The sequence below is a fragment of the Cupriavidus sp. MPR-AND1C genome, from assembly GCF_058809705.1.
Map to the genome: position 1 here is coordinate 1 of NZ_JBXASU010000083.1, position 18767 is coordinate 18767.

Consider the following 18767-nt stretch of genomic DNA (forward strand, 5'->3'; position numbering starts at 1 on the left):
GCTCTACACGCAGCTGCTGCACGAATCCCGCCAGCAAAAGCCGTGGTAAGGTAATCGGGCGCGCCGCCTGCGGGCAAACGGGCATGCGGCGCGCCCGATCCCGATGAAACTACTGCTATCGACCCCTTCCCTCGTCCATGCCGCGCACTGCCAGAACGTGCTGGAAGCCGCTGGCATCCGTGCCGACTTGCGCAATACCTGGCTGGCGGGCGCCATGGGTGACATCCCGTTTCGCGAGAGCGCCCCCCAGGTCTGGCTGATCGACGATGAACGGGAGGCCGAGGCCTGGGAGGTATTGCACGCCGCCGCCAATCCGGCGCCGGGGCCGCGATGGGCCTGCGCGTCCTGCGGGGAATGGCACGATGCGCAGTTCGGCTCGTGCTGGCAATGCGGCGCGCCGCGGCAACCCTGAAAGCAAAGCGCCCGCGGCAAGCGCGGGCGTCGATGGTCAACGGCCAACGGGTACGGCGGAGTTGGCTCAGCCCACCCAGAGCGCCAGCGACAACATCGCCAGCAGCAGCATCCACAGCACGACGGCACGCCACACCAGGCCGATGGCCGATTGCAGCGTACGCACGTTGGGCTCCACCCCGAATTCCGGCGCGACCGCCTCCGGCTCGCTATCGTCTTCCATGCCCGGTGCATAGTCCACCGCCGGGCCGGCCAGGCTGGTGCGCAGCACCACGGCAGTGCTCTCTTCCGCCAGCGGCACCCCCAGGCGCACGCCAAGCGCACCACCGCCGCTGGCAAGCAGGATGCCGTTGACGGCATCGTTCCACTTGCGCGCATGGTTACGCCACGCATAGACCGCGTCCTCGAAATTGCCGACGATGGCAAAGCCGACCGAGGTCAGCCGCGAGGGAATCCAGTCCAGCAGGTAGAAGGCACGCGCGGCAAAGCGGCCCAGCGCGGGGCTGCGGTCCGTGGAGGGGATATTCCAGTGGCGCGCAAGGTACTCGGCGATGCGGTACAGGACCACGCCGCCCGGGCCGATCGGCACCAGGAACCAGAAAAACACCCCGAACACATGCCGGTGCACGGCCACAATGGCGGCTTCCAGGGTATGCCGGACGATTTCCGTGACCGGCATTTCAATGGTTTCGAGACCGGTCCACTGGTGCAGCAGCGCGCGGGCGCGCGGCAGGTCGTCGCGGTTGAGCGCCTCGTGGATATCGGTGAAGAAGTGGCTGAACTGCCGGAAACCCAGGGTGAGGTAGAGCAGCAGGACATTCCACGCCAGCGTGAGCGCCACGCTGATGGAGGCCAGCAGGTAATGCACCACCATGGCGGTCAGCGTGAGCGGCAGCACCACCGTGAACCAGGCCAGCGCGGTATCGCGCGGGCGCCCGGTGTCAAAGGCATGCTCGGCGCGCTCGGCAAGAACGCGCACGATGTCGTAGATCGGATTGTTGCGGCCCAGGGCGCGGAACTGCTCGGCGATCAGCGCGAGGAGAACGGATACAAATGTCATCTCTGGTCTGGGTGTCGATGGCCAGGGCGCATCAGGCGGCGCGTGTGCCGGGCTGATCGCTTATCTATAACGAGACGATAGCATACGGCAAACCCGCCCAGACAAAGCACCGCAGCCCGCCGGCAAAGCGGGCGGGCTGCGGGCTGCCGAAGCAACGCCTCAGGGCAGGTCAAACACCAGCACTTCGGCACCATCGCCGTGCGCCAGGGTCACGGCCTCGGCGCCTTCCAGCTGTGCGGCATCGCCCGCTTCCAGCGCCTTGCCATTGACGGTGACGCGGCCACGCGCCACATGCACGTAGGCGCGGCGCCCGGGCGCCAGCGCCAGCGTGGCGGACTCGTCTGCGTCAAACAGGCCGGCATACAGGCGCATGTCCTGATGGATCACCACCGAGCCCTCGGCGCCGTCGCGGCTGCCCACCAGGCGCAGCCGGCCGCGCTTGTCGGCCGACGGAAAGTGCTTTTCCTCGTAGCCGGGTTCAAGGTCGGACTTCTCCGGCAGGATCCAGATCTGCAGGAAGTGCGTGGTGTCGTGTGCGGCGTGGTTGTACTCCGAGTGCCGCACGCCAGTGCCCGCGCTCATGCGCTGCACGTCGCCGGGGCGGATCACGCTGCCGTTGCCCATGCTGTCCTTGTGGGCCAATTCGCCTTCCAGCACATAGCTGATGATCTCCATGTCGCGGTGGCCATGGGTGCCAAAACCCATGCCCGGCGCTACACGGTCTTCGTTGATGACGCGCAGCGGGCCGAACTGGACGTGCTTGGGATCGTAGTAGTCCGCGAAGGAAAACGTATGGTACGACTTGAGCCAGCCATGATCGGCATAACCACGTTCACCCGCCTTTCTGATTTCAATCATTTTGACGGCCCTCCTTCAGGCCACATCGGCGCAGGAGCTGGGTTAATCCTAGTCCTGGCCTTGCGCAACGTTTCGATGCTAGGCAGTTTAGGGTGGCAGGCGTATATTTGGCGGACCGATCTTAGAAGCATTCATTCAGAAATTCTGAACATGGCACTCTCTCTCGAATCCCTGGAAGTTCTTGACGCCATCGAGCGCAAGGGCAGCTTTGCCGCCGCTGCGCACGAGATGGGCAAAGTGCCCTCCGCACTCACCTATGTGGTGCGCAAGCTGGAGGAAGACCTGGACGTGCTGCTGTTCGACCGACGCCGCCACCGCGCCGAACTCACGCCCGCCGGGCGCGCCTTGCTGGACGAAGGCCGCCACCTGCTGCACGCCGCCGACGACCTGGCCCGCCGCGTCAAGCGGCTGGCCACCGGCTGGGAAGCCACGCTGACCATCGTGGTCGACGACCTGATCAATTTCCGCGCCCTGCTGCCGGTCATCCAGGACTTCTATGCCGAGAACAATGCCACCCGACTGCGCTTTGCCAAGGAAGTGCTGGGTGGCGCATGGGATGCGCTGGTCAGCAGCCGCGCCGACCTGGTGATCGGCGGCGCCTACGATGCGCCGAGCACCCAGGGCTTCCAGGTGCGCCCGCTGGGTTCCATGCCCTTTGTCTTTGCGGTGGCCGCGCATCATCCGCTGGCGACCGAGCCCGGCCCGCTGACCACCCTGCAGATCGCCAAGCACCGCATCGTGGCCGTCGGCGATACCTCGCGCAACCTGCCGGCCCGCACCCATGGCGTGCTCGCCGGGCAGGACGTGCTGGTGGTGCCCACCATGCGCGACAAGCTCGAAGCCCAGATCCGCGGCCTGGGCTGCGGCTGGCTGCCGGCGCCCATGGCGCAGCCCTTTATCGAAAGCGGCGTGCTGCAGGCACGCGAGACCCTGGAGGTGCGCGCCCCCGGCAATTTCAAGGTGGCCTGGCGCACCAGCACGCGCGGCAAGGCGCTGCAATGGTGGGCCAACAAGCTGGATGACCCGCGCCTGGCGCAAGCCCTGCTCCAGCAGCAGCCGGGCCAGCCCGACTAAGCACCAGACCAATCGCCGGACCCATCACCGTCTAACACCTGCTTTTGCCATGCCTACCCGCCCGAGCCTGGCGCCCAGCTACCGGGGCCGCTTTGCGCCCTCCCCCACCGGCCCGTTGCACATGGGCTCGCTGGTCACCGCGCTGGCCAGCTGGCTCGACGCACGCGCCCATCTTGGCAGCTGGCTGGTGCGCATCGAGGACATCGACTATCCACGCTGCGTGCGCGGCGCGGACCAGCAGATCCTGCGGGCCCTGGCGCGGCTCGGCCTGCATCCGGACGAGCCGCCGCAATGGCAGAGCCGGCGCGAAGCGCTGTACGCCGAGGCGCTGCGCCAGCTCGATGCCGACCACTGGACTTATCCCTGCGGATGCTCACGCAAGGAAATCGCCGACTCGCTGCTGCATGCGCGCGAGCGCCACCAGACGCTCGGGTATCCCGGCACCTGCCGCGACGGCCTGCATGGCAAGCCGCCCCGCGCCTGGCGGGTGCGGGTGCCAGACGGCGACGCCGCGCTGATCTGCTTCGACGACCGCTGGCAAGGCCGGCAATGCCAGGACCTCGCAACCGAGCTCGGCGACTTCGTGCTGCGCCGTGCCGATGGCTTGTGGGCCTACCAGCTGGCAGTCGTGGTCGACGATGGGCACCAGGGCATCACGCATATCGTGCGTGGCGCCGACCTGCTCGACTCCACGCCGCGGCAGATCCACCTGCAACATCTGCTGGGGCTGCCCACGCCGTCGTACCTGCATGTGCCGGTGGTGACCAACGCGCTGGGCGAGAAGCTCAGCAAGCAAAGCGGCGCGCAGGCCATCGACGACCTCGATCCGCTGGCGGCGCTGCGCACGGCCGGCGCGCACCTGGGACTGGCGAGCGCGGCGCAATCGGTGCAGAGCTGGCTGAGCGACGCCACGGCCGGCTGGGCGGCCTTGCTGGAACGCCTGCCCGCCCAGGCGCACCGCGAAGCGACGACGCCCCCCAGAATGGCATGAAGCCCAAAGCAAGAGAGGCGCCCGAAGGCGCCTCTCTTGTTGACTGCGGCGGCAGCGATCCGCTACACGCGGTGCCGCGCCGCGGCGCTCAGGACTTGCGCGGCACGCCGCCCAGCAGCGCCGCCAGCTGCCGCTTGGGCGCCGGACGGCCGCGGCCAAAGGCGGCGGCACCGTTGTCCGTCACGTCGGGCTGTGCGGCAATCGCCGCGGCGCTCGGCTCGTAAGGACGCGAGAAGAAGGAATCGTCGGACGCTCGGAACGCGTTGCGCGAGCTGGCCGGATCGTTGCGGCGCGCACGCGGCTCGTCGCCGTCGCCATTGGCGCGCGGGCGGCGCACTTCGGTGCGGGCACGGCGACGGTCGTTCTCGTCAGCGCGGGCGCCGGCGCCGGTGGGGTCGAAGCCGTCCAGCGGCGTACGCGGCAGGCTGCGCTTGAGCAGCTTTTCGATATCGACCAGCAGGCGCTCATCGGCCGGCACGTAGATCGACAGGGCATCGCCGCTGGCGCCGGCTCGGCCGGTACGGCCGATGCGGTGGACGTAGTCTTCGGCACTGAACGGCAGGTCGAAGTTGATCACGCAGGGCATGTCGGGAATGTCGAGGCCGCGCGCCGCCACGTCGGTGGCGACCAGCGCGTCGATATTGCCTTGCTTGAAGCCATCCAGCGTCTGCATGCGCTCGGTCTGGGTCTTGTCACCGTGGATGGCGGCGGCGTTGATGCCCTCGCGCTCCAGGTGGCGCGCCAGGCGCGAGCAGCCGATCTTGCTGTTGACGAAGACGATGCACTGGCGCGACAGGCCTTCGGCCGCGCGCTTCTTCAGCAGGTGCACCACGGCGGCCTGCTTGTGGCCGTCTTCGACCTGGAACACGGTCTGGCGCACGTTTTCGTTGGCCGAGTTGCTGCGCGCCACTTCGATGGTGACCGGCTGGCGCAGGTAGCTGGCGGCCAGCCGCTTGATTTCACTCGAGAAGGTGGCCGAGAACAGCAGCGTCTGGCGCTGTGCCGGCAGCAGGTTGATGATGCGCTGCAGGTCGGGCAGGAAACCCATGTCGAGCATGCGGTCGGCCTCGTCCAGCACCAGCATCTGCACTTGCGACAGGTTCACCGATTTTTGCTGCACGTGATCGAGCAGCCGGCCCGGGGTCGCCACCAGGATTTCCACGCCGCGGCGCAGGGCCTCGGTCTGCGGGTTCATGTCCACCCCACCGAACACCACCGTGCTGCGCAGGTCCGTGAAGCGCGCGTAGCGGGCCACGTTGTCGTAGACCTGGTCGGCCAGTTCGCGGGTGGGGGTGAGCATCAGGGCGCGCACCGGATGGCGCGCCGGCGAGGCGCTGGCGCTGGCCAGCGGCAAGAGGCGCTGGATGATCGGCAACGCAAAGCCGGCGGTCTTGCCGGTGCCGGTCTGGGCGGCGCCCATCACGTCCTTGCCCAGCAGCACCACGGGAATCGCCTGCTCCTGGATGGGAGTGGGCTTGGTGTAGCCCTGCTCGGACAGCGCGCGCTGGATGCGCGCATCCAGCCCGAAGCTGTCGAAGGTGATCTCGGGGGTGGTCTGGTCAGTGGTCGTAGTCGTCATGGTTTCCGTGTCTTGCAGGAGGCGAACCCGGCGCCAACGGACACGCGTCTTGAACCGAGCGGGGGAGATCTGCGCATGGATTTAGGGGCCGGCCGCATGGGGCGCGCTGTGTTGCCGCACGCCACCGCAAGCCGTCGTCTGTCCGTGCCTCTGCGGGCAATTCCGCCGCGCGATCAATAGCTCATGTAAATCAAAGACTTAGATTGTAGCATCAGCGGCCCGTTTAAGGGTAGTGCGGGTGTGGCGGCTACGCCAGTTTCGGCGCGGCGGATTTCAACTTCATGTCACCGCGAGCTGGAGCCGCGCATCACCGCCCGTGCCATGCGCGTGCCGCCGGGCCAGTTGCGCCCGGGGGTCACCCGACGCGCGCCGCCCTACGCCCCCGCCTCACCGACCGCCCGCACACCGCTAGCGTTAAATTAGTGTTAAAAATGACAAAAACGATCATTAGTGGACAAAAAACCACCTAAGATCGCGATTTCCTGTGTTACGCCATCGCCGCCCAGGCGGCGTCTTATCGATGCACCAAGGAAACACACCATGACGACAGAAGGCTTGGGTAACCGTGTGAAACGACTGCTGACCGCCAATGTGCACGCATTGGTCAGCTCGCTGGAGGCGCGCGCGCCGCAAGCCGTGCTGGAGCAGTACCTGCGCGAGTTTGACGAGGTGATCGCGCAGGCGCGGGTCGGGCTGGGCCAGCACGAGGCGGCCAGGCACCAGGCCGCCAAGGCCATCGCACGGCTCGACAACGAGATCGAGCGGCTCGACGAACAAGTCATGGTGGCGCTCAGCCACGGCGACGACGCCGCGGCGCGCGCGGGCACCGAGCGCCAGATCGACCTCGAGGACCAGCTCGGCACGCTCAACGGCAGCCTGCGCGAAGCCGTTGAAAAGTCCGCCGCAACCGAGGCCGACCTGCTTGGCCTGCGCACCAAGCGCGCCGAGATGGAGCAGGCGCTGGCCGGCATGGTGGCCGCGCGGGGTGCCGCCGAGCGCGCTAGCGCCAGCGTTGGCGCCGCGCCAGGCGCCGGCGTGCGTGCCGAACAACTCGAGCAAGGCTTCAACCGCGCCATGACCAGCGCCACCGGCGTGGCCGGACTCGGCGCCGGCAGCTCCGGCGCCGATGCCTCCTTGCTCAAGCGGCTGGAGACGCTGCACAAGGAACAGCGCATTAACGAACGCCTCGAGCGCCTGAAGGCCGCACGTGGCGCGGCGCGCTCCTGAGCGGCGCACGCCAAACACCGGCTCTGCCGATCCCGACCGCTTCAGCACAACAAGAAAGCCGAAATGAATCAGCTGTTATTGCCGGGCAATGCCCCGTTCGTGGTGGCGATTGGCTTGATGGTAGTCATCGGCGTGCTGGAGGCGCTGGCCCTGCTGCTTGGCCTCGCCCTGTCGCAGCAGGCCGACAGCTTCCTGGTCACGCATTTCGCGCTGGACCACACCGACGCCAGCGCGGCCGATGCCAGCGCCATCGGCCAGTTCCTCGGCTGGCTGCACGTGGGCCGCGTGCCGCTGCTGATGCTGGTGGTGCTGTTCCTGACGGGCTTCGCCATCGTCGGCCTGGCGCTCCAATGGGTGATCGCTGCCGTGGCCGGCCACCTGCTGCCCACGGCGCTCGCGCTGGTGCTCGCCACGCTGGGCGCACTGCCCTTCGTGCGCGCCACCGGCGGCGTGGTGGCTCGCTATTTTCCGCAGGATGAATCCTCCGCCATCTCCGAGCTCGACTTCGTCGGGCGCGTTGCCCAGGTCACGCTCGGCGAGGCCTCGGCCGGCAATCCGGCGCAAGCGCGCCTGGTCGATGAACACGGCCAGGCCCACTACCTGCGCGTCGAGCCGGACGAGCCGGGCCAGCGTTTTCCGCGCGGCGAAGCCGTACTGATCGTCGCGCGCATCTCGGGCACCTTGTATCGCGCCATCGTCAACCCACGGCCCGACCTGCTGTAGGCCACTCGCGCACGCAAGCCGTCCGCGGTATTTCTTTCAAATTCCAACGGAGTATCAGAACCAATATGGATTCCATCATCTTCTGGGGTGTCATCGGCCTGGCCGGCGTGCTCGGCCTGTGCATCATCGGCCTGATCTTCTCGCGCCTGTACACGCGCGCATCGGCCGAGCGCGCCTTCGTGCGTACCGGGCTGGGCGGGCAAAAGGTGATCATGAGCGGCGGCGCCATCGTGCTGCCGGTGTTCCATGAAATCATCCCGATCAACATGAACACGCTCAAGCTGGAGGTCAGCCGCGCCTCACGCGACAGCCTGATCACCAAGGACCGCATGCGGGTGGATGTGGTGGTGGCGTTCTTCGTGCGCGTCAAGCCTACCGTGGAAGGCGTCTCCACCGCGGCGCAAACGCTGGGCCAGCGCACGCTGGCGCCGGAGAGCCTGCGCGCGCTGGTGGACGACAAATTCGTCGATGCGCTGCGCTCCACCGCGGCGCAGATGAGCATGCAGGACCTGCAGGACGCGCGCGAGCAGTTCGTGCAGGGCGTGCAGAACACCGTGGCCGAAGACCTGACCAAGAACGGGCTGGAGCTGGAAAGCGTGTCGCTCACCAACTTCAACCAGACCTCGAAGGAGTTCTTCGACCCCAACAACGCCTTCGATGCCGAGGGCCTGACCAAGCTCACGCAGGAAACCGAGCGCCGCCGCAAGGAACGCAACGAAGTCGAGCAGGACACCGAGGTCTCCGTGCGCGAGAAGAACCGCGACGCGCTGGCCAAGAAGCTGGAGATCGAGCAGCAGGAATCGTTCATGAAGCTTGAGCAGGAACAGCAGGTGAAGACCCGCACCGCCGAGCAGAACGCGCGCATCGCGTCCTACGAGGCCGAGCGCAGGCAGGAGGCCGAGCAAAGCCGCATCACCGCCGAGCGCCAGGTGCAGGAGTCCGAGATCCAGCGCGAGCAGGCCGTGCGCACACGCAAGGTCGAAGCCGAGCGCGACGTGCGGGTCAAGGAAATCGAGCAGCAGCGCGTCACCCAGATGGCGGCCATCGAGCAGGCCAAGGTGACGGAAATCGCCGAGCAGGAAAAGGCCATCGTGATCGCCGCCAAATCGGAAGCGCAGTCGCAGGCGCAAGGGCGCGCCAACGAGGCGCTGGCTGAAGCGGTCAAGGCCGAGCAGATGGTGGAAACCACACGGCACACGGCACAAGCCGACCGGGCCAAGCAGGTGGCCCTGATCGAGGCCGCGCAAGAGGCCGAGACCCAGGCGGTGCACGTCACCACGCAGGCGCGCGCCGAGCGCGAGGCAGCACAGATGCAGGCCACCGCCATCGTCGAACTGGCCGAGGCCGCACGCAAGAAGGGCCTGGCCGAAGCCGAGGCGCAGCGCGCGCTCAACGACGCCATCAACGCGCTGTCGTCGGACCAGACCAGCCTGAAGTTCAAGCTGGCGCTGCTGCAGGCGCTGCCGGGCGTGATCCAGCAGAGCGTGGAGCCGATGAAGGCGATCGACGGCATCAAGATCATCCAGGTCGACGGCCTCAACCGCGGCGGCACGGCGGCAACCGGCGACGCAGGCACCGGTGGCGGCAATGGACATGGCAACGGCAATCTCGCCGAGCAGGCGATGTCCGCCGCGCTGTCCTACCGCGCACATGCGCCGTTGATCGATTCGTTGCTCAAGGAAGTCGGCTTGGCCGGCGGCTCGCTGCAGGGCCTGGTGCCCGGCCTGGCGGTCGGCCCGGCTCCCGGTCACGCGCCGACGGCATCGCACGCCGACCACGGCAACGACGACGCCCAGGTCTTGCCCCTGAAGCACGCCAACCATGCCGGCAACACGTCGAAGATCGAACCAGCCAGCGGCACAGGCAACTGACCGCAGACTCACCGCCCGACGGCTAACGGCTAACGGCTTACGGCTTACGGCTAACCCGCGAAAGAACGGGCCGCATGCATCGACTGCATGCGGCCCGTTTTGCTTGCTCTTCCTGGCTGGCTCCGGCACTCGATCCAGCTTCGCGTCCGGCTCAGCCACCAGCGTCTGGACCAGCCCGCGCTGACCGAAAAGCTGCCGGTGCCCGGCCTCGATCTCAGTCGCTCTTGATGCCGTTGTCCTGGATCACCTTGCCCCACTTCTTGTAGTCGTTGCGCATGCGCGATGCCAGTTGTTCAGGCGGCTGGTAGGCAGCGACCGTGCCCGCGCCCAGCATCTTTTCCTGCACCACGGGATCAGCCAGCGCCGCCTTCAGTTCGGCCGACAACCTGGCGATCACATCCTTGGGCGTGCCGGCGGGGGCCAGCAGGCCGCCCCAGGCGGTGGCCTCGAAACCGGGGAAGCCCTGCTCCGCCACCGTCTTCACATCGGGCGTGAAGCTCACGCGCCTGGCCGAGCCCACGGCGATGGGGCGCAGCTTGCCGGCCTTGATGTGCGGCAACGCCGCGATCATGTCGGAGAACATCATCGGCACCTGGCCGGCCAGCAGATCGGCGATCGCCGGCGCGCTGCCTTTGTAGGGCACGTGCTGCACGTCGAAATGCCCGGTGCTCTTGAGTAGTTCAGTCGACAGATGGCCAAAGCTGCCGTTGCCGGCGCTGGTGTAGTTAAGCGCGCCGGGCTTGGCCTTGGCGCGGGCGATGTATTGCTGCAAGTCGGTCACGTCGGGCATGGCCTGCGGGTTGACCACCATGACGATGGGCAGGTCGTAGGCGGAACCGATCGGCGTGAAATCCTTGAAGATGTCATAGCCTTTGCGGCTGATCAGGTGCGGCGCCAGCAGCGTGGGCGTGGCCAGCACCATCAGCGTGTAGCCATCCGGCGCGCTCTTGGCGACGGCTTCCGCGCCGATCGTGCCGGAGGCGCCCGGGCGGTTGTCCACCACCACCGTCTGCTTGAGCGATTCGCCCATCTTCTGGCCGATGATGCGCGCGGCGGTATCGGTCGGGCCGCCCGGCGGGAACGGCACCACCAGGCGGATGGGCTTGGACGGATAGGCTTGCGCGAAGGCTTGCGGCGCGCACAGCGGCAACGAAACGCCCAGGATGGCCGCACCCAGGCGGCGCGAGAAAATACGACGGCTTGTCTTCTGCATGATAAGTATGAAACGTAATCCAGCAATGACGCGTGCCGGCTTGACAGCCCGCGCGCGCGTCGGCGATCCGGAAAAACTAACGGGAAAGACAGGACAAAGCTTCGATGGCCTCCTCCATGACCGGTCATGGCCGGTCGTTTGTTATCGGGCTGCTGCGCGGCAGCGCCTCAGCGCTTCAGAGCGTCAGCGGACCTGCGCGGAACAATCGCGCATCCATGGTGCGCAGGTCGGGCGCCACGGTGACCGCGGTGGCGCACTGGTCCAGCACATCGCGCTGCAGGTCGATGCCCGGCGCGATCTCGATCAGGGTCAGGTGCTCCGCGCCGATGGCGTCGGGGCGCATCTCAAAGACCGCACGCTCGGTGATGTAGAGCACGGGGATGCCGAGCGAAGCCACATAAGGGCCGTTGAAACTCAGGTGCGAGACCTGCGGCACGATCTTTTTCACGCGGCCTTCGCGCGCGATGCGCAGGGTGCCGTGCTCGGCGCGCACCTCCAGGCCACCGGCGGTGAGCGTGCCGACAAAGACCACGGCCTTGGCGCTCTGCGTGATATTGATGAAGCCGCCGACACCGGCGATCAGCGCTTCGGCGCCTTCGCCAAACTTGCTGACGTTGACGTTGCCGTGCCCGTCCAGCTCGGCCAGCCCGAGGATGGCGAGATCGATGCCGCCGCCCTCATAGAAATCGAACTGCGCCGGCTGGTCGACGATCGCTTCCGAATAGGCAGACGCGCCAAAGCTGAGGCCATCCGCGGGCGTGCCGCCGATCGGGCCGGCTTCCACCGTGAGCGTGAAGCCGTCAACGCCGGCCTGCACCGCCAGCATGCCGACGGCGGCGGGCATGCCAACCCCGAGGTTGACCACGCGTGGCTGCCTGCGCGCCAGTTCCAGCACCGCGCGCCGCTGCACGATGGTGCGGGCATCAAGCTCGGGGGGCACGGCCGGCACCGCTGGCGCCGGTGCGCTGGTGGCGCTGGCCGTGCTGGCAGCTTCCCCTTGCCACGGCGTCACGTAGGCTGGATTGAACGGCTCCGCGAACGTCATCTGGTGATGCACCGGGTTCTCGCTCACCACCACGTAGTCGACCAGGATGCCGGGCACGTGGATGGCCTGCAGGTTGTCATGGTGATCCACCAGCGACTCCACCTGCGCGATCACGATGCCGCCGGAGTTGTGCGCCGCCTGCGCCATCGCCAGCAGTTCGTGGTGAAAGGCCTCGCGGTGCGTGCTCAGGTTGCCGCGCGTATCGGCGGCGGTGCAGCGAATCAGCGCGCAGTGGATCGGGAAGCTCGGATAGAACAGGTATTCGTCACCGCGAAAATCGACCGCCTCGACCCAGTTCGCGCGGCCCTCGGCGATCGCCGCCTGCGCGCTGCGGTTGATGGCGCCGCCGTGGTAGCGGCTGTCCTGCGCCGTGCGCGGATCCACGAACGTGTGCAGGCCGATCTTGGTCAGCACGCCGGGCTTGCCGCCGGCGATGGCACGATACAGGTGCGTCAGCACGCCCTGCGGCAGGTTGTAGCCCTCGCACGCCTCGGCCATGGCAAGCGCGGCCAGGCGCGTGGCGGAGCGCCAGTGCCCGCCGACGATGCGCCCGGTCATGCCCGCATTGCCGAAGTGGTTCACCCCGCGCGCGCCGCGGTCGCCCTGCCCCGCCGAATACACCAGCGTCAGGTCGCGCGGCATGCCGGCGTCCTGGAAACGGCGCTCGAGCGCGTCCGTCACCGCCTCGGCATGGCCGGCGCCCACGAAACCGGCGCTGGCCACGGTCCACCGGGATTGCACGAGCGCAGCAGCCTGCTGCGCGCTGATGACCTTCATGGCTGTCTCCATCGTGTTCTTCTCGGCGCGACGTGCAGCCTGCACGCGCTGCGCCGGACCGCACTCCGCACCACACATTCTGCGAACATTTGTTCGCAAAACGCCTATCATACGTAGTCATGCCGGCATCGCGCAAGTGCGTTCAGCGCACTAAAATCACCCTATTTCCGTCTCCTCTCGCTATGAACAGCCCCGAAACGCCCCCGGCCAACCCGCAAAAAAAGGAAGAGCTGCTCGATTCGCTGACCAATGGCCTGGCACTGCTGCGCCTGTTCGCCTCCGGCGCGGGGAGCCTTACCATGCAGGACGTGGCGGAGCAGCTCGACGTGACCCGTGCCGCGGCGCGGCGGCTGCTGCTGACCCTGCAGCACAACGGCTATGTGGCGCAGGACGGCCGGGACTTTTCCATCACCCCGCGCGTGATGGACCTGGGCTACGCGTACTTTGCGTCGATGAACCTGCCGCAATTGGCCGCGCCCTACCTCAAGGCCCTCTCCGAGCAGACGGGGGAAACCTGCTCGCTGGGCGTGCTGGACGGTGAATCGGTGGCGCTGGTGGCGCGCGAGGAGCCGCCGCAGATCCTGCGTGTCGACATGGGCGTGGGGCGGCGCATGCCAGCCTACGCCCACTCGCTCGGCCGCGTGCTGCTGGCCGGGCTGGACGACAAGGCGCTCGAGGCTTACCTTGCCACCGCGCAGCTGCGCAAGCTCACCCCGTTCACGGTCAGCTCGCGCACGGCGCTGGCGCGCACGCTCAAGCAAGTGCGCAGCGACGGCTACTGCACGTTGATCAGCGAACTGGTGGACGGCTTCGCCGGCATCTCGGTGCCGGTGCGCGCCGAGTCCGGCAAGGTGGTGGCGGGACTCGGCTTGAGCATGGTGCTGGGCAGCCGGGATGCGGCGCACCTGGCGCAGCACTACCTGCCGGCGCTCAAGCACGCCGCCGGAGAGCTCGAGGCGCTGCTGCGCCGGCGTTGAGGGCATCGGCGGCGCCCGAGCGGCGCATCGGCAATGCACATCCAAGGCGAGACGCCTGGCACGGGAAACGGGGCAAGGCCGGCTACTTGCCCTGCGCGAGAAGCGTGATCCAAAATCGCGTTGCCAAGCCGCGTGTGGTTAGCCCCTTTTTCACGCTGAATCACGCCCGCGCATGTGAGACCAAGCGCTCAAGCAGATGATCGAATTGCCGCTGCTCATCGGAATCGAGACACGACACGATTTCGGCATTGCGGCGCTCGATCAGGGCCATCGTGCGCAGCCACATGCGCTCTCCCTTGGCCGTCGGCGTTAGGACGACGCCGCGACCGTCGGTTGCACTCGCCTCCTTGCGTACTAGCCCTTGGTCGACCAGCGACTGTGCCGCACGGCTCGCCTGCCCCTTGTCAAGGTTTGCGCGACGCGCCAGATCGTTCACCGATAACGGGCTGAACGAGCCGATCGCGGCCAGACACCGTCCCTCGTGCATGGGAATACCGACTTCTGCTTCGTAAGCCAATTGCGTTACCCGGTCGGTGAGCTTGGCAAGTTCGTGCAAGCGGTGTGTCAAGGTGCGGTCGAGCGCAACAGGCGTGTATCGGGCAGTCACAAACAGGTACCTCTCAAGGCAAAAAATGTGATGAAGGAACTATACGGCCGCGTGGTTGCGGACACAACCAACGGGGGTGGCATGGCTTATCAGGACGAACCCGACGCCATCTGATGCTTCTGGTGACTAGTTGCGCGCACAACCAGTATAAACCCGGATATTACTTAGGGTTTCGATAGCGCAGACTAGTTGCGTGCACAACTAATACATAAGACGCCACGGTTAGCCGTTGCACCAAAAGCAGCTTATGTCGACCAGACGCCATGTCATGCGCGGTCGTCGTTTTCGTTATTTATCCAGCCGACGGCGGCGCCGTAGGAGACAAGTCCCGTGAGATCGCCCATCGTTATCCCCCAGCCCACAGACAAGGCTGCGGCATCGGCCGCCAGTCACTCCGCTGCCGATGCCAGGCTCGTCATCGCCAAGGTGTCGCGCCATCTGCTTTGGTTCCTGTTTCTCTTGTTCGTGGTGTCTTTCCTGGATCGCATCAACATCGGCTTCGCCGGCCTGACGATGATGAAGGACCTCGGTCTTACCGGCACCCAGTTCGGCTTGGCCACTACCCTGTTCTATCTGGCCTACATCGCCTGTGGCGTACCGAGCAATGCCATCCTGGCGCGCGTCGGCGCGCGTCGCTGGATCGCAACGATCATGGTCGCCTGGGGCTTGGCTTCCACCGCCACCTTGTTCGCCACGGATGCGCACAGCCTGTACTGGCTTCGCGTGCTGGTTGGCATCACCGAGGCGGGCTTTCTCCCGGGCATGCTGCTGTACCTGACCTTCTGGTTCCCGGCGGCTTACCGCGCCCGCGCCAATGCGCTGTTCATGATCGCCATGCCGGTCACGGCCGCTTTTGGTTCGGCAATCTCCGGCGTGGTCCTTGGCATGGACGGGCTGTACGGGTTGAAGGGATGGCAGTGGCTGTTCCTGCTTGAAGGCCTGCCGGCCGCGGTGCTTGGCCTGATCGTTTACTTTTATCTCAATGACACGCCGGAACAAGCGCGCTGGCTCTCGCCGGGCGAGAAGCAAACGCTAGCGCAGATGCTGGCTGCCGAGCACCGGACTGACCCGCGGGCGCAGGCGCGCGGCGACGCGCCACGCAGCCTGTGGTCGGAGCTGACCTCGGCCACGGTGCTGAAATTTTCGCTGGCCTATTTCTGCCTGGTCAACAGCCTTGCCATGGTGGCGGTATGGACGCCACTGATCGTCAAGAGCTTCGCCAACGGTGCCAGCAATACGACCGTTGGACTGCTGGCGGCGATTCCCCAGGTATGCACGGTCATCGGCATGATCTGGTGGGGCCGCCGCTCCGATCGCGCGCAGGAGCGCCGCTGGCACACCGTGCTGCCAATGCTGTGCGCGGCGGGAGGCTGGCTGCTGACGGCATACTCTTCGGAGCCGGCGGTGCAATTGCTGGGCGTGTGCCTGGCCTCGACCGGCGCCTATACCGCAATGTCGATCTTCTGGACCACGCCGGACCATGCGTTGAGCTTTGGCGCGCGCGCCTTGGGCATCGCGGTGATCAACGCTACCGGCAACCTCGGCTCCGCCCTCAATCCGCTGGTCGTGGGCTGGCTGAAGGACGTCACGCACAGCTTCACTATGGGCCTGCTCTATGCGGCAGCCCTTCTGGTCGCAGGCGGTTTGATTTTCCTGGTCTTGCCGATCCCGCGCACGCTGAGAACAACGGCCCGACCGTGAATCCCATTGCCCACTGCCCGCTGTCCGCTGCCCACCCGGAACGCTGCCTGGCTGCCGACATGGACGCGCCACGCCACACCTCAATCCATTGAACTGGAGTCAAATCCATGCATCAGCCCACCACCGAAGCCCGCCCTTCAATCTACTACGACTACCAGGTATTCACGCCGTGGCTGCCCTCGGCTCATCCGAAGCAGGAACGCAAGACGGTGGTCGTCACTGGCTCCGGTCCGGCGGGCATGGTCGCCGCCCTGGAACTGGCCCGCCATGGCGTACCCAGCGTAGTGCTCACCTCGGAGCTGCAGGTGTCCCAGGGCAGCCGCGCCATCGTCTTCACGCGCCGGTCGATGGAAATTCTGCAGCAGGTCGGCGTGGCCGACCGCATGACCGAGAACGGCCTGCCCTGGCGCTTCGGAAATTCGTATTACCGCGGCCAGCACGTCTTCCGGATGGAGGCCCCGCACGACGGAGACGACCGATTCTTCCCGATGCTGAACATCCAGCAGCAGTACATGGAGGAGTACCTGCTCGATGCCTGCGCGGCGAACCCGCTGATCGACTTTCGCTGGGGCAACAAGGTGATCAAGGTCGAGCAGGAGGCCGATTTCGCGCGCGTCGAGGTGGACACGCCCGAAGGCGCCTATTCGCTGGAGACCGAGTGGCTGGTCGCGGCTGACGGCGGACGTTCCGGCATCCGGACCGCGATGGAACTGCAGATGGAAGGGGCTTCCTACGAGGGCTTTTTCGTGATCGCCGACATCAAGATCGACCTGCCACTGCCGACAGAGCGCCTGGCCTACTTCGACCCGGACTGGAACCCAGGCAACACCATTCTGATGCACCGTGAGCCGCACGGCATCTGGCGCGTCGACTATCAGCTGCCGGCTGGCGAAACGCCCGAAGAAGCGCTCAAGCCGGAGTCGCTCAAGACGCGCATCGACGCCCAGCTAGCGATGATCGGCCACGCCGGCGTCCCCTGGGAAATGGACTGGTGCTCGGTCTACTCCGCCCGTACGCTGACGCTGCCCGACTATGTGCACGGGCGCGTGATCTTTACCGGCGATGCCGCCCACCTGCTGCCGATCTTCGGCGTGCGCGGCGCCAACACCGCTTTTCAGGACGCGCAGTCCCTGGCCTGGCACCTCGCGTTCGTGGTCAAGGGCTTGGCCGGCAGGGCGCTACTGGCCAACCACAGTGCCGAGCGTGTCGGCGCGGCGCGCGAGATCATCGACGAGGCGGGCAAGAGCACGCGCTTCATGGCGCCGCCGAGCGAGGGCTTCCGACTATTGCGTGATGCCGTGCTGTCGCTCTCGCTAACCGAGAAGTTTGTGCGTCCGCTCTACCACTGGCGCACCTCGCGACCGCATGAGTACACCGATTCGGCCCTCAATTGCCCCGGTGACGACAACGCGCTGTTCGTGCACGGCCCCGCCCACGGCGCCCCGCCGCAGAACATCCGCCTGGCGGCCAACGACTACTTGCTCGACCATATGGGAGGCGGCTTCGATCTCTTGTACTTCACCGAGGCAGAGGCCATTCCCGATGCGTTGCAGCGCGTGTTGGCCGCTACCCGCAAGCGTGGCGTGCCCTTGCGCGTCGTCGCCGTCGGGGCTACCGGGCCGGTTGCCGGCGCCGACCTGACGTTTGCCGACGCCGATGGTCACTTCCGCCGTCGTTACGGGGTACAGGCCAGCGGCGCGGGCTATCTGCTGCGCCCCGACCAGCACGTGTGCGCGCGCTGGCTGACGCTGGACGCCACGCGCCTGCAAGCCGCCCTGACCAACGCCCTGCCTCAGTAAAGATCCATTAGGAGAGAGTCCCATGACTGCCCCCCACAAGACCCTAAGCATCCCCGGCCTGGAAGCCGTCTACGACACCTTGGCCACGGCCATCGACCAGGCCGGCGCGGACAAAGCGCAGTTGTTCCTGGTCAAGCTGGCGCTGCTCAACGCCAATGCGTTGGGAACCCCGGAGCAGTTCGAGCAGCACGTGCGGGTAGCGCTTAAGAACCTGTAAAAGGCCGAGGCCTCCGCTTTCACGACCCGGGTCTTGCGCGGCGGTCGAGACCCCCTCGTCCAAAATCAAGGCTTGTTTCCCATGTTGATCAACAAGAGCCACCACGTCGCCTACCGCTGCATCGACGCCAAGCAAACCGTGGAGTGGCACCAGAAGCACCTGGACATGAAGTTCGTGCATGACACATCCAATTTCGATGATTCCATGGACTAGCCAGACCGCTCCTGCGCATGGCAAAACCCGATCCACGCATGCAGCACGCCGGCATGCGCGAAAGAGCCAACGCCGAACACCACGGCAATCGCCGCGCTCCACGGCGCCGTCGCCACCGCGGGCGCGTCGGCCATGCCCGCCATCGGCGCCACCATCTCCGGCAGCACGCCAGTGCCCCAGCCCAGGACCAGGAACATGGCGCAGCCCGCCGACATGCCGGCGCACGAAAACCGCAGCGCCAGTGCCGCGCGCCCGGTGAAGGCGGCATGCCGGTGCAGGTGGTTGATGCGCAGGATCGCCACGGCATTGGCCGCCGCCACGATCCCCATCAGCGACGGCCAGAAGAACGGATGATCGCTGCGCGCGTCCTGCATCAGCAGCACGCCGATGGTGAGGAAGGTGGGCGCAGCCAATGTCGCCACGC

The 18767-nt window shown here is 66.6% G+C and carries 17 protein-coding genes and 1 pseudogene; 11 read left to right on the forward strand and 7 right to left on the reverse strand.

What is annotated here, in order from left to right:
- Positions 1 to 103 precede the first annotated feature (103 nt).
- Positions 104 to 412 (forward strand): putative signal transducing protein, encoded by a 309-nt coding sequence (locus AC1RWI_RS30320; RefSeq protein ID WP_043348200.1) that lies wholly within the window; start codon positions 104 to 106, stop codon positions 410 to 412.
- A 66-nt stretch (positions 413 to 478) separates the two neighbouring features.
- On the opposite strand, the gene AC1RWI_RS30325 is transcribed toward AC1RWI_RS30320, so the two are convergent.
- Entirely contained in the window at positions 479 to 1471 is a 993-nt protein-coding gene (locus AC1RWI_RS30325) for a CobD/CbiB family protein (protein WP_043348206.1), read from the reverse strand.
- Positions 1472 to 1630: 159 nt separating this feature from the next.
- Entirely contained in the window at positions 1631 to 2329 is a 699-nt protein-coding gene (locus AC1RWI_RS30330; protein WP_492870146.1) for a pirin family protein, read from the reverse strand.
- Between the two features lie 150 nt (positions 2330 to 2479).
- On the opposite strand from AC1RWI_RS30330, the gene AC1RWI_RS30335 reads away from it, so the two are divergent.
- Positions 2480 to 3403, forward strand: coding sequence for a LysR family transcriptional regulator (locus tag AC1RWI_RS30335; RefSeq protein ID WP_043348213.1), 924 nt, complete (start codon positions 2480 to 2482; stop codon positions 3401 to 3403).
- Positions 3404 to 3452: 49 nt separating this feature from the next.
- Positions 3453 to 4394, forward strand: a complete 942-nt coding sequence (gene gluQRS, locus AC1RWI_RS30340) for a tRNA glutamyl-Q(34) synthetase GluQRS (protein ID WP_043348217.1) — start codon at positions 3453 to 3455, stop codon at positions 4392 to 4394.
- Positions 4395 to 4482: 88 nt separating this feature from the next.
- On the opposite strand, the gene AC1RWI_RS30345 is transcribed toward gluQRS, so the two are convergent.
- On the reverse strand, positions 4483 to 5973 hold the full coding sequence (locus AC1RWI_RS30345; RefSeq protein ID WP_043348221.1) for a DEAD/DEAH box helicase: 1491 nt from the start codon (positions 5971 to 5973) through the stop codon (positions 4483 to 4485).
- 540 nt (positions 5974 to 6513) lie between these two features.
- Here AC1RWI_RS30345 and AC1RWI_RS30350 point away from each other — a divergent pair.
- From AC1RWI_RS30350 to AC1RWI_RS30360, 3 genes are all read left to right on the forward strand, one after another.
- A complete protein-coding gene (locus AC1RWI_RS30350) occupies positions 6514 to 7200 on the forward strand; it encodes a PspA/IM30 family protein (protein WP_492870147.1) in 687 nt (228 codons plus the stop codon).
- Positions 7201 to 7263: 63 nt separating this feature from the next.
- Entirely contained in the window at positions 7264 to 7923 is a 660-nt protein-coding gene (locus AC1RWI_RS30355; protein WP_043348226.1) for a YqiJ family protein, read from the forward strand.
- 65 nt (positions 7924 to 7988) lie between these two features.
- Positions 7989 to 9794, forward strand: a complete 1806-nt coding sequence (locus tag AC1RWI_RS30360) for a flotillin family protein (protein WP_492870148.1) — start codon at positions 7989 to 7991, stop codon at positions 9792 to 9794.
- Positions 9795 to 10008: 214 nt separating this feature from the next.
- Here AC1RWI_RS30360 and AC1RWI_RS30365 read toward each other — a convergent pair whose 3' ends face one another.
- Positions 10009 to 11007: a Bug family tripartite tricarboxylate transporter substrate binding protein gene (locus AC1RWI_RS30365; protein WP_043348231.1), complete on the reverse strand. Its 999-nt coding sequence runs from the start codon at positions 11005 to 11007 to the stop codon at positions 10009 to 10011.
- Positions 11008 to 11182: 175 nt separating this feature from the next.
- On the reverse strand, positions 11183 to 12829 hold the full coding sequence (locus AC1RWI_RS30370; RefSeq protein WP_492870149.1) for an acyl CoA:acetate/3-ketoacid CoA transferase: 1647 nt from the start codon (positions 12827 to 12829) through the stop codon (positions 11183 to 11185).
- 182 nt (positions 12830 to 13011) lie between these two features.
- Between AC1RWI_RS30370 and AC1RWI_RS30375 the strand changes: the two genes are divergently transcribed.
- Positions 13012 to 13806: an IclR family transcriptional regulator domain-containing protein gene (locus AC1RWI_RS30375; protein ID WP_043348237.1), complete on the forward strand. Its 795-nt coding sequence runs from the start codon at positions 13012 to 13014 to the stop codon at positions 13804 to 13806.
- Positions 13807 to 13966: 160 nt separating this feature from the next.
- Here AC1RWI_RS30375 and AC1RWI_RS30380 read toward each other — a convergent pair whose 3' ends face one another.
- Positions 13967 to 14362, reverse strand: coding sequence for a MarR family winged helix-turn-helix transcriptional regulator (locus tag AC1RWI_RS30380; protein ID WP_330218481.1), 396 nt, complete (start codon positions 14360 to 14362; stop codon positions 13967 to 13969).
- A 381-nt stretch (positions 14363 to 14743) separates the two neighbouring features.
- Here AC1RWI_RS30380 and AC1RWI_RS30385 point away from each other — a divergent pair, with 381 nt between their 5' ends.
- From AC1RWI_RS30385 to AC1RWI_RS30400, 4 genes and pseudogenes are all read left to right on the forward strand, one after another.
- Entirely contained in the window at positions 14744 to 16114 is a 1371-nt protein-coding gene (locus tag AC1RWI_RS30385) for an MFS transporter (protein WP_236701916.1), read from the forward strand.
- A gap of 107 nt (positions 16115 to 16221) precedes the next feature.
- Complete coding sequence (locus AC1RWI_RS30390) at positions 16222 to 17913, forward strand: FAD-dependent monooxygenase (protein ID WP_492870150.1); 1692 nt, start codon at positions 16222 to 16224, stop codon at positions 17911 to 17913.
- Positions 17914 to 17935: 22 nt separating this feature from the next.
- Positions 17936 to 18130 (forward strand): hypothetical protein, encoded by a 195-nt coding sequence (locus tag AC1RWI_RS30395; protein WP_043348245.1) that lies wholly within the window; start codon positions 17936 to 17938, stop codon positions 18128 to 18130.
- An 81-nt stretch (positions 18131 to 18211) separates the two neighbouring features.
- A pseudogene (locus AC1RWI_RS30400) lies at positions 18212 to 18307 on the forward strand (VOC family protein); the annotation flags it as partial.
- A 32-nt stretch (positions 18308 to 18339) separates the two neighbouring features.
- Here AC1RWI_RS30400 and AC1RWI_RS30405 read toward each other — a convergent pair.
- Entirely contained in the window at positions 18340 to 18756 is a 417-nt protein-coding gene (locus AC1RWI_RS30405) for a hypothetical protein (protein WP_492870151.1), read from the reverse strand.
- Between the last annotated feature and the right edge of the window lie 11 nt (positions 18757 to 18767).